General features: G+C 58.4%; 7 protein-coding genes. 2 read left to right on the top strand and 5 right to left on the bottom strand.

All coding sequences use genetic code 11. The features are described from left to right. Window positions 1-143 precede the first annotated feature (143 nt). The 5 genes from HX792_RS05480 to HX792_RS05460 all read right to left on the bottom strand — a co-directional run bounded on the left by HX792_RS05480 (window position 144) and on the right by HX792_RS05460 (window position 9848). On the bottom strand, window positions 144-1748 hold the full coding sequence (locus HX792_RS05480) for an ABC transporter substrate-binding protein (RefSeq protein WP_176995116.1): 1605 nt from the start codon (window positions 1746-1748) through the stop codon (window positions 144-146). A 305-nt stretch (window positions 1749-2053) separates the two neighbouring features. Next, window positions 2054-3682: an ABC transporter substrate-binding protein gene (locus HX792_RS05475; protein WP_176995115.1), complete on the bottom strand. Its 1629-nt coding sequence runs from the start codon at window positions 3680-3682 to the stop codon at window positions 2054-2056. Between the two features lie 258 nt (window positions 3683-3940). Further along, window positions 3941-5542, bottom strand: a complete 1602-nt coding sequence (locus HX792_RS05470) for an ABC transporter substrate-binding protein (protein ID WP_176995114.1) — start codon at window positions 5540-5542, stop codon at window positions 3941-3943. A 90-nt stretch (window positions 5543-5632) separates the two neighbouring features. Continuing rightward, the gene (locus HX792_RS05465) at window positions 5633-8941 is read right to left on the bottom strand and encodes a dermonecrotic toxin domain-containing protein (protein WP_176995113.1); all 3309 of its coding nucleotides are present in this window, start codon (window positions 8939-8941) and stop codon (window positions 5633-5635) included. 193 nt (window positions 8942-9134) lie between these two features. Further along, the gene (locus tag HX792_RS05460) at window positions 9135-9848 is read right to left on the bottom strand and encodes an SIMPL domain-containing protein (protein WP_176995112.1); all 714 of its coding nucleotides are present in this window, start codon (window positions 9846-9848) and stop codon (window positions 9135-9137) included. Between the two features lie 207 nt (window positions 9849-10055). Here HX792_RS05460 and HX792_RS05455 point away from each other — a divergent pair, with 207 nt between their 5' ends. Continuing rightward, complete coding sequence (locus HX792_RS05455) at window positions 10056-11318, top strand: ATP-binding protein (protein WP_176995111.1); 1263 nt, start codon at window positions 10056-10058, stop codon at window positions 11316-11318. Continuing rightward, window positions 11311-11871 (top strand): response regulator transcription factor, encoded by a 561-nt coding sequence (locus HX792_RS05450; RefSeq protein ID WP_003171731.1) that lies wholly within the window; start codon window positions 11311-11313, stop codon window positions 11869-11871. The genes HX792_RS05455 and HX792_RS05450 overlap by 8 nt, the downstream gene beginning before the upstream one ends. Window positions 11872-11900: the final 29 nt, after the last annotated feature.

Raw genomic sequence — 11900 nt, 5'->3', positions numbered from 1 at the left:
AATGCCAGTCTTTTTAGGTGAACCGGCTATTGGGTGTGTAACTCGTTCAAGCCTTTGCAAACGTTTGCCGTAGGAAATTTCCCAACAAAAGGCTGCACGTTTGCAGCAGAGCAGACTTCGCTCTGCGCAATCCGGTTATTTTCTTATGGGTTGATACTGACGCCCGAGAACACGTTGCGGCCGAAGGGGCTCACTTTGAAGCCTTCGACTTTGGCGCTTAACGGCTGGTTGACCGTCGAGTGGGCGACTGGCGTGATGGGCACCTGCTGCTTGAGCAGTTGCTGCGCCTGTTTGTACAGAACAGTCCTTTGTTCGCGGTCGGTCACGACCTTGGCTTGCTTGACCAGCTTGTCGTACGCCGGGTCACACCACATGGAGTAGTTGTTCCCGCCGATGGCGTCGCAGCTGTAGAGGGTGCCCAGCCAGTTGTCCGGGTCACCGTTGTCACCGGTCCAGCCGATCAGGCTGATATCGTGCTCACCGTTCTTGGTGCGCTTGATGTACTCGCCCCATTCGTAGCTAACGATCTTCACTTTCAGGCCGATCTTGGCCCAATCGTTCTGCAGCATTTCAGCCATCAGCTTGGCGTTGGGGTTGTACGGCCGTTGCACCGGCATCGCCCACAGAGTGATCTCGGTGCCTTCCTTCACGCCGGCGGCCTTGAGCAGTTCCTTGGCTTTTTCCGGGTTGTAGGCGGCGTCCTTGATGGTGTCGTCGTAGGACCACTGCGTCGGCGGCATGGCGTTGACCGCCAGTTGGCCAGCGCCCTGGTACACGGCGTTCAGGATGCTCTGCTTGTTCACCGCCATGTCCAGCGCCTGGCGCACTTCGAGTTGGTCGAACGGCTTGTGGCGCACGTTGTAGGCGATGTACCCGAGGTTGAAGCCGGGCTTGGTCAGCAGTTGCAGGTTCGGGTCGGCCTTGAGGGCGTCGACGTCGGCCGGGCGTGGGTGCAGGGTCACCTGGCACTCATTGGCCTTGAGCTTCTGCACGCGTACCGAGGCGTCGGTGTTAATCGCGAAAATCAACTGGTCCAGCTGCACCTTGCTCGGGTCCCAGTACTGTTTGTTGGCGACGTAGCGGATCTGCGAGTCTTTCTGGTAACGCTGGAAGACATACGGGCCTGTGCCGATCGGCTTCTGGTTAATGTCGCTGGGCTTGCCGCTCTTGAGCAACTGCTCGGCGTACTCGGCCGAGAGGATCGCGGCGAAGCTCATGGCGATGTTTTGCACGAACGCGGCGTCCACCGAGTTCAGGGTCATCACCACGGTGTGCGGGCCGGTTTTCTCGACCTTGGCAATGTTCTTGTTCAGGCTCATCCCGTTGAAGTAAGGAAACTCGGTGGGGTAGGCCTTGCGAAACGGATGCTCGGGGTCAAGCATGCGGTTGAAGGTGAACAGCACGTCGTCGGCATTGAAGTCGCGCGTCGGCTTGAATTCCTTGTTGCTGTGGAATTTCACCCCTTCGCGCAGGTGAAAGGTGTAGGTCAGGCCGTCTGGCGAAATATCCCACTTGGTCGCTAGCGCGGGCACCACGTTGGTTGCGCCCTTTTCAAATTCAACCAGGCGGTTGTACAGCGGTTCGGCCGCATCGTTGTCGGTGGCGGTGGTGTACTGCGCAGTATCAAAGCCTGCGGGGCTGCCTTCGGAGCAGAACACCAGGCTCTTTTTCTCGGCGGCGTAGCCGGTGGTGGCCACAGCCAGCAAGCTGGTGGCAAACAGTGCAGATAGAACGGTGGTATGGCGCATGACGATCCCGATCCCTAGTTGTATTTGTCATCAGCGAGCAATCACCCAGGCGTACAGCCTGGGGGACATCACTGATCCCACACACAGCAAGTGCCTTTCTCAGACTGAAGCCTCTGCTGTCCTGCGACGTTATGGGCCGTGGACCGTGCAGTAAATGCATCAAATCTGACTGACCTTGTAGGTAACGGAGCCGCAGATCGCAGTTCATTGCTGTAGGACGGCAATGGTTGCGAGCGTGGTCTATTTCCTACGGTCTAGGCGGATGCAATAACGGCGACGTTATGAAACGTCGCCGCTATTAATCCTTACTTGCCGCTGACGCTAACGCCGTAGAAGGAATTCAAGCCAAACGGGCTGATCTTGAAGTCCTGCACGGTGTTGCGCATGGGTTGATACACCGTCGAGTGCGCGATAGGTGTGTAAGGCAGTTCTTTCTTGAGGAGTTGCTGCGCCTGTTTGTACAGTTCAGTGCGCTTGGCGACGTCCGTGGTCGACTTGGCCTGGCTGATCAGGTCGTCGTATTGCTTGTTGGTGAACTTGGAGAAGTTGTTACCGTTCAACGCCGAAGAGGCGAAGAGGGTGCCCAACCAGTTGTCCGGGTCACCATTGTCACCGCTCCAGCCAATGATCATGGCCTGGTTCTCGCCACCTTTGGAACGCTTGATGTACTCGCCCCACTCGTAGCTCACGATGTTGACCTTCAGGCCGATCTGTTTCCAGTCGCTCTGCAGCATCTCAGCCATCAGCTTGGCGTTCGGGTTGTACGGACGCTGAACCGGCATCGCCCACAGGGTGATCTCGGTGCCTTCCTTGATGCCCGCTTCCTTGAGCAGTTCCCGCGCCTTGGCCGGGTCGTACTTGGCATCCTTGATGGTGGTGTCGTAGGACCATTGGGTCGGCGGCATGGCGTTGACCGCCAGTTGGCCTGCGCCCTGGTACACGGAGTCGATGATCTGCTGCTTGTTCACCGACATGTCCAAGGCTTCGCGAACACGCAGGTCAGCCAATGGGTTTGGCGTGGTCTGGCCCTTGAGCACAGGCATCACGTTGTAGGCGATGTAACCCAGGTTGAAGCCCGCTTGGTGCGGCATCTTCATGTCCTTGTCCGCTTCCAGGGGCTTGATGTCCGCCGGACGAGGATAGGCTGTGATCTGGCACTCGTTTTTCTTCAGCTTCTGGATACGCACCGAGGCGTCCGTGGAGATCGAGAAGATCAGGTTGTCGACCTTGACGTCTTCAGGCTTCCAGTAATCCTTGTTGCCGGTGAAACGGATGTTGGAGTCTTTCTGGTAGCTCTTGAACACGAACGGGCCAGTGCCGATTGGCTTCTGGTTGATGTCCGAGGCCTTGCCTTCCTTCAACAGCTGGGCGGCGTATTCGGCCGACTGGATGGAGGCGAAGCTCATTGCCAGGTTCTGGATGAAAGCGGCGTCCACGGTGCCAAGGGTGAACTTGACGGTGTGGTCATCGACTTTCTCGATGTTTTTGATGTTCTTGTCCATCTCCATGTCGGAGAAGTACGGGAACTCGGTGGGGTAGGCTTTGCGGAACGGGTCGTCCTTGTTGATCATGCGGTTGAACGTGAAGAGCACGTCATCGGCATTGAATTCACGAGTCGGCTTGAAATACGGGGTGGTGTGGAACTTGACGCCTTCACGAAGGTGGAAGGTATACGTCAGGCCATCCGGGGAAACATCCCAACTGGTGGCCAGGCCAGGAATCACGGCGGTGCCGCCACGTTCGAACTGGCTCAGGCGGTTGAACACGGTTTCGGCCGAGGCATCGAAGTCTGTTCCGGTGGTGTACTGGCCTGGGTCAAAACCGGCCGGGCTCCCTTCGGAGCAGAACACCAGGTTAGTCGCCGCGTGGGCAAAAGGAGCTGCGGCCATAAGGCCAGCGCTAACTAAAAGCGGAAGGACTGCGTGTTTAAGCATGTTGGCCTCATGATTTGTTGTCATTTTTGGTAGTGAGGGCGACCTCGTGAGTCGACCTGCGGATACTTATGCAGGGGCCATACCCAATGCAAGATGCTGAACCCTTGCAGGGATGAAAGTGTGGTACGAACGTACAGGAATGTCGCATTTATGAAAGTTTGTACATAAATGCATATATATAGAGGTTTTTTTCGGTGCACGAGGCGCACCAAAAAAGACCAACCGAGGCGTCTAGCGCACTCGGTTGGGGCGTTGCTGTTACTTATCTAGACTCACGCCGTAGAAGGGCGTCAGGCCAAACGGGCTGATCTTGAAGTCGCGCACTTCCTTGCGAAGTGGCTGGAAAACCGTCGAGTTTGCAATAGGCGTTATAGGTACTTGTTCCTTAAGGATTTTTTGCGCCTGTTGATACCACTTAATGCGCTGGTCGCGGTCGTTGCTGACCTTGGCCTGCTGCACCAGTTTGTCGTAGGCCGGGTTACACCATTTGGCGTAGTTGCTGCCCTTGACCGCGGCACAACTGTAGAGCACGCCGAGCCAGTTATCGGGGTCGCCATTGTCACCGGTCCAGCCATAAATCATTGCATCGTGCTCGCCATTTTTGGCGCGCTTGATGTATTCGCCCCACTCATAGCTGACGATGTTGGCTTTGATCCCGACCTTCTCCCAATCCTGCTGGATCATTTGTGCCGACATCCGCGCGTTCGGATTGGAGGCGCGTTGTACGGTCATCGCCCAGAGGTTGATGGTGGTACCCGGTGCAACCCCTGCTTCTTTTAGTAGCGCCCGCGCCTTGGTCGGGTCGTAGGGCGCGTCCTTGATGGTGAGGTCATAAGACCACTGCGCCGGAGGCAGGGCGTTCTGCGCCAATTGTCCGGCACTCTGGTACACGGCCTTGATGATCGCCGGCTTGTCGATCGCCATGTCCAGGGCCTGGCGGACCTTGAGTTGGTCCAGTGGTGGATGGGTCACGTTGTAGGCGAGGAAGCCCAGGTTGAAACCGGCCTGTTGCAGCACGCGCAGGTTCGGGTCCTGTTTCATCACTTCAATGTCGGAGGGACGCGGGTAGCCACTGACCTGGCATTCGCCGGCCTTGAGTTTCTGCAGGCGTGCGGCGGCGTCCGGGGTGATGGCGAACACCAGGTTGTCGAGCTTCACGTCCTCGGGCTTCCAATACTGTTTATTGGCCGCGTAGCGAATCTGCGAGTCTTTCTGGTAACGCTTGAACACGAACGGCCCGGTGCCGACGGGTTTCTGGTTGATGTCTTCGGCCTTGCCTTCCTTTAATAGCTGCGCTGCGTACTCGGCCGACTGCACCGAGGCGAAACTCATGGCCAGGTTCTGCACGAACGACGCATCGACGTTGTTCAGGTTGAAACGCACGGTGTGGTCGTCGAGTTTTTCGACGTTCTTGATCGTGGTGTTCAAGCCCATGTCGGTGAAGTACGGCGACTCGGACGGGTACGCCTTGCGGAACGGACTCTCGGCGTCCAGCAGGCGGTTGAAGGTAAACAACACATCATCCGCGTTGAAGTCGCGGGTAGGGGTGAAGAAATCGGTGGTGTGGAACTTGACGCCATCGCGCAGGTGGAAGGTGTAGGTCAGGCCGTCTTTGGAAATGTCCCAGCTCGTCGCCAGGCCAGGTTCGACTTCGGTACCGCCGCGCTTGAACTGAGTCAGGCGGTTGAACACGGTTTCGGCGGACGCATCAAAATCGGTGCCGCTGGTGTACTGGCTGGGGTCGAAACCGGCAGGGCTGGCTTCGGAACAATAAACCAGGGTAGTGGCCGCGTGAGCCATCGGCATAAAAGCCAGCAGGCCTGCAGCCAGGAGGAGCGGTTTGAAGGCGATTCTTTCCATGGAGACCCCTGAAGTGGCAGGCATATAAAAGCCGCCCAAACGAAAACGGCGGAACCGAGGGTACCGCCGTTCAGGGGGATGTTTAAATGATCATTTCACCACGAGTGTGAGTTCAATGTTGGACGGCGCGTGTTTATCGATTACGTAAGTATTGTCGACGTCGTAGATCTCGTTGCTTTCGGTGATGGTGAAGGTCCGTTTGGTGGTGATCTCAACTCCCGGGATTTTGTAACGCTCAGCGTCTGGTTGGCTGATAGTGTTCGTGCTCACAAAATGAACCTTGGCGCGCTTCGTCTGGGTGTCGTATTCGATGGTGATCTCTGTGTCTTTGCCGCCCAGGTAGAATCCGTCCTTCAACCCGCTTGAGTCCTGGTTCAGGTAGTTCGAGGCCGGCGCCAGAGAGCCTTGGTGAGCCACTTCGGAAATACGTGCCCGCAGCATTGGATCAGGAACCAGTGCTTCAAACTGGCGAAGTCTTTCCTCTGTTTTTTTCAGGCCATCTTCGGCGGTGCTCTTGAGTACGGTGCGCGTTTCATTCGCGCCGTCCTTCACAACAACGGAATAATTGAAGCGGGACAGGTCCTTGGTGAATTGTTCCGAGTATTGGCTCGAGCTGAAGTCCGAGGGGCCGGCAGCTTCTGTCAGGCCGACTTCGAAGTTGTCCTCTGCCAAGTCCCATGAAATACCGAGCTTGGTCTTTATGACGCCGTTCTCTTCGATATTGCGTATGGAGTACTCGTAGCTGGCGCGGTCGTCCACGGACAGGAACTCATCGAGTTGGTCAGCGCCGTCGATTTTTTTGCCTTCCAAATCAACAAATGCGTCGGAAATTTTTGGCGCTGGTTTGGCAGTTTCTCCAGGCGATGTCGAGGGGCGCGACCATGGCCATTTTCCGCCCGGTCCGAGACCGCGCGCCCACTCGCCATTGGCCGTGGCATGTACGGTCATCACCGGCTTACCCGTATCACGGTTGATGATCTGCACATAATCATTGCTCAGCTTGAAGTCGCCTTTGATCTCGAATACCTGGCGAACGCCGGTGGTATCGGTATAGCGAATAAACCAATGGTCCTTTCCTGATACATCATCTTTGACTTGATAGATGCCTTTGCCATTGCGTGTGCCGTTTTCAATGAGACTTTCGCCGTCGGGCACCGCGTATTCGCTGATGTTGCCCGCCTGGCTGGGCTGTAACCGGTTTACCTCGGGAAGCGCCTTGGGGCCTCTTGTCTGCGCAGTGTCTATTTGAGGCGATTCGCCTGGGGCAGGGGCGCCCGGGTTCTCCTCCGGTAATTCAAAAGGGTCCTCCACGCGTGCGCTGGCCCCAACCGAGAACAGCGTGTTCAGCAGACCATCAAATGCTTTGGATGCTCCGTCCTTGCGTTCGGCCTCGGTGTCGCCGGACGATGCTTTTTCCGCGCCCAGTACAAACTCGGTCAACCCGGTGACGACGGCTACAGCCGCTACCGGCGCAGCGATGGGCGCAAGTTTGGCCAGCAGGCCCGCCGCCACAGTAATGTCGTTCAGCCAGGTGTCCCTGATCACCTCGCTGTTGGACTTGATCACCGTGTCGGCGTCGCTTTTCATACGCTCTTTGGTGCTGGTCGTGACGGTGTGGAACACGTCGCCTTCGATTTTCGAGTGGCTGTCGTTGATCGCCGGATCCTTCAGCTTTCCGGTAGACATTTTGTCGAACAGCGTACTCAGGCCCTCGGTTTTCTCACCAACGTGGGTAAACCACAGGATGGGCATGAGCACTTTGGCCGCGCGCGCGCCAAAGCTGGCCTCATGGTCCTGGCGATAAATCAGCGGGAAGTGGGAGAGCAAGTCTTCGCGCTTCTTGGGGTCTTTGGTTTGGTCCACGACCCATTGATTCAGTTTTTCCAGGGAGTCAAACCTCAAAAAAGCGGGCTCGGCGCCGGGCATGGACAGTACTTGGCGGCCGTCAGCAGCGCTGAATCGCACTATGTCGCTGGAGGTGAAACCATGGATGTTGAAGGCATGTGCCTGGGCGGTGCCTTTGTCGGGATTGCTGGCCTTGAGTTGCTCGATAGTGAGCGGCGCATGCTCATCGAGTGGCAGATTGGACGCGGCGCCCATCACCAGGCGGTAGTCTTCGCGGGTGAATTTATGCTCGGGAGCTTGCAGGGCTCGTTCGGCGGGCGACCTGGCTTCGTTGGCCTTGAGTTGCTTGCGGGCCTGGTAAACGAATTCGCCCTTGATTGCGACTTCGTAATTCTCGGATTGAGTGCTCCAGAAATGATCGATTTTCTGGGTCATCTCTGCCTGGAAGTCGGTTTTCCAGCTCGCGTGCATGAGGGCAGATGGCGCCAGAGGGAACTGGTTGTGAGCACCGTACCCCCCTTTCGTGCTTTGACCGGGGCCATCCAGGTATAAACCGGCGTCCAGGTCGAGGTTGCCCGGCACTCCGTCGTGCTCGTTAAAGTTTTTCAGCAGGGCATCGGGCAGGCGCAGCGAAGAGTAAGGCTCTTCACCGGGGTGCTCCCAGCCGGTCACCGTGGCCGTGCTTTCGCTCAGGGGCGTGTTGGCGGTCTTGAAACGGTTCAGATAGATCGTGTCCGCATCGACGTGCTTGCCAGTCAGTTGGAAAATTAGCTTTTCCGCCCATTTCTTGGCTTCTTCGCGGGTTTTGGGCAGTTGGGTGGCAACATTGACTGCCAGGCGCTTGTATTCCAGGGTCTGGGGGGCGCCGATGTAGAACTTGGCGGCCTCTTGTCTTTGCACAGCCAGTGCGTGAGTCGAGCGGCTACCGGCCGGGCGCGCGTGGTCATTGGGTGAAATGGGATCGAAGGCGTTCTGCAACTGCAGATGCCTGATTTGCTCATTGGCCTCGGATTGGTTTTTAGGCAGCGGTATACCCTGGAAGTTGGCAACTACCTTCGCGCTGACCCGAGTTAAACCCTCTTCGAGCTTCACGCGCAAAGGGCCTCTGTTTTCGGGCGCAATCACTTTTGCAGCGGCCAGCAGTGGGCCTGACACCTGACCCCAGCCCGACGTGTCCGAGAGGGTAAAGGTTCTGGTTTTTCCGTCTTCCTCGACCGACAGCGTGCCGTTGAACGGGTCGATAGAAAGCGTGGTGAATGGCCCGATCTTTTGATCGCGCAACCAGCTTTGAACCACCGGATGTTCCACTTGGGCCCGATACAGATCCAGCCATTGCCCAAGCGCACTCTGTGCAGGAACGGTGATCAGTCCGGGCGTGTTGCTCTGTGCTTTGTTTTGCACCGCTTTTAGGTAGGCGTTGAGCAGGGCTGTCTCATGGGGAGATGAACCGGGGCCGGCCCCGTTTGTTGGCGCCGTTACCGTAGCCGGTTGATGGGGTAACCCGTCGGGAGCGTGCGGTGGGATGACCGCTGTGTAGTGGGGAGGGATAAGCATAAAACTGGTTCTCGTGAAATAAACAACGTCTATGCAGCACTCCCTGTGGCTGCGCCGTTGTGTGTGTCGCGAAAACCGGATGGTTGATTCCATCCCATATGCTGCCAAGTATTACGTGATTAGGTCGAAATGCTGCTCAAAAAAAGGCGCTACCCTACGCGGGCTGCGCCTTTTTCACCGTCGAACATGCGGGTTATTGCAAGACTTCAATCACGCCATCAGCGCTCATGCTGACCTGGCTGGTACCAGCCTCCACTTCAGGCGTCGGCGCCGAATCGGCCATGGCGGCTTTCATCATCATCCCGCCATTGCGCGCATAGGGCATCGGGTAACCATTGGTGTTGAAGTTCAGGTTGACGATCTTGTAGCCCTTGCCGCCGAGCGCGTCGGTGGCCAGTTGCGCGCGGGCCTTGAAGGCGGCGACGGCGTCCTTGAGCAGGGCATCTTCGCTGGCCTTGCGCGTGGCGTCGGCGATGGCGAAGTCCATGTTTTCCATTTTTAGGGTGTTCAGCAGCTCGCCGGTGAGCTTGGACAGTGCCGGGAAGTCCGCGCTTTCCAGGCGCAGTTCGGCACGCTCGCGCCAGCCGGTGATCTTCTGATTCTTGTTGTCGTAGATCGGGTAGCTGTTGCGACTGCCCTGGCGCAGGGTCACGCCTTTGACTTCGCGGGCTTCACCGAGGGCCTTGTTCATGGTGCTGGTGATTTCAGCGGCGAGCTTGGCCGGGTCGCTGTTCTGGGATTCGGTGTAGAGGGTCACGATCATCTTGTCGCGGGCAACCTCCTGGCTGACCTCGGCGCGCAGGGAAATCTGGTTGTAGTTCAGGCCTTCGGCGGCCAGGGCAGGGAGGCTGGCAAGCGTGGCGACGCCGAGGGTGATGACGGCTGCACTGCGAGTGAAACGAGACATGGAAGCTCCTTGGGGGTTGTGCGTGTTCGGTATGACTGTAGACGGTGGCATCGGGTTCTTCGGGTTTACACATTACCTACAAGTTGTGGCGGTGCCGACGAACGGTCATTTGCCTCGCCTGCGTCAAAGAGCCACACAGGCCGTGGCAGGGCGCCTGCTTCGTTTATACTCCTGCCGATCCGCCTGCAGCGCTCACCGGGAGAGCTCATGCTCGCCGCCGTAAAACTGACTTCCGCCACCCGCCAGAACCTCTGGCGCCTGACGTTCATCCGCACCCTGGTGCTGGCCGCACAGGCCGGTTCCGTCGGGCTCGCCTATTGGTTCGACCTGCTGCCGCTGCCCTGGCTGCAACTGGGCGTGACCCTGGGTTTCTCCATCGTGCTCTGTGTGTTCACCGCGATCCGGTTGCGCACCACCTGGCCAGTCACCGAGTTGGAATACGCCCTGCAATTGGCCTGCGACCTGTTTATCCACAGTGTGTTGCTGTATTTCTCCGGTGGCTCCACCAACCCGTTCGTGTCCTATTACCTGGTGCCGCTGACCATCGCCGCCGTGACCTTGCCATGGCGCTATTCGGTGGTGCTGTCGGGCATCGCCCTGACCCTGTACACCCTGTTGCTGGCACGCTTCTATCCACTGCAAACCTTCCCGATCGCCCGGGAAAACCTGCAGATCTACGGGATGTGGCTGAGCTTTGCCCTGTCTGCCGCGGTCATCACCTTCTTCGCCGCGCGCATGGCTGAAGAGCTGCGCCGCCAGGAAGAATTGCGCGCCATCCGCCGTGAAGAAGGCCTGCGCGACCAGCAACTGCTGGCTGTCGCTACCCAGGCTGCCGGTGCCGCCCATGAGCTGGGCACGCCGCTGGCGACCATGAGCGTGTTGCTCAACGAAATGACCCAGGACCATCACGACCCTGTGCTGCAAGAGGACCTCGGCGTGTTGCGCGAGCAGGTCAAGCAGTGCAAGCAGACCTTGCAGCAACTGGTGCGCGCCGCCGAAGCCAATCGTCGCCTGGCGGTGGAGATGCAAGACGTAACCCAGTGGCTCGACGAAGCCCTGAACCGCTGGCACCTGATGCGCCCCGAAGCCAGTTATCGTTTTCATCTATTAGGGCAGGGCACTGTGCCGCGCATGGCGCCGCCGCCCGACCTGACCCAGGCATTGCTCAACCTGTTGAACAACGCTGCCGACGCCTGCCCCGAAGGGTTAGGTGTACAGCTGGACTGGGACGCGGAAAACGTCACCATCAGCATTCGTGACCACGGCGCGGGTGTGCCGCTGGCCATTGCCGAGCAGATCGGCAAACCCTTCTTTACCACCAAGGGCAAAGGCTTCGGCCTGGGCCTGTTCTTGAGCAAGGCCAGCGTGACCCGCGCGGGCGGCTCAGTGAAGCTCTATAGTCATGAGGAAGGCGGCACGCTCACCGAGCTGCGCCTGCCCCGTGTCGCACGAGGAGATATCGATGAGTGACGAGATCCAAGTCGAAGGCGAAGAACTGCCGCACCTGCTGCTGGTAGATGACGACGCCACCTTTACCCGCGTGATGGCGCGCGCCATGAGCCGTCGCGGTTTTCGCGTCAGCACCGCAGGTTCCGCCGAAGAAGGCCTGACCATTGCCCAGGCCGATCTGCCGGACTACGCCGCGCTTGACCTGAAGATGGACGGCGATTCCGGCCTGGTGCTGCTGCCCAAGCTGCTGGAACTCGACCCGGAAATGCGCGTGGTGATCCTCACCGGCTATTCCAGCATTGCCACGGCCGTCGAGGCGATCAAGCGCGGCGCCTGCAACTACCTGTGCAAACCGGCCGACGCCGATGACGTGCTGGCCGCGTTGCTCTCCGAGCACGCCGACCTCGACACCCTGGTGCCGGAAAACCCGATGTCGGTGGACCGCCTGCAGTGGGAACACATCCAGCGCGTGTTGACCGAGCACGAAGGCAACATCTCCGCTACGGCCCGCGCCCTGGGCATGCATCGCCGTACCTTGCAGCGCAAGCTGCAGAAGCGTCCGGTACGGCGCTGAACAGGTAACGTGAAATAGCTGGGCTACCC

This window comes from Pseudomonas sp. B6002 (genome assembly GCF_013385985.1).
Lineage (GTDB): Bacteria > Pseudomonadota > Gammaproteobacteria > Pseudomonadales > Pseudomonadaceae > Aquipseudomonas.
Note: the sequence above shows the minus strand (reverse complement) of the source record. Positions and strands in the feature narration are given on the sequence as shown.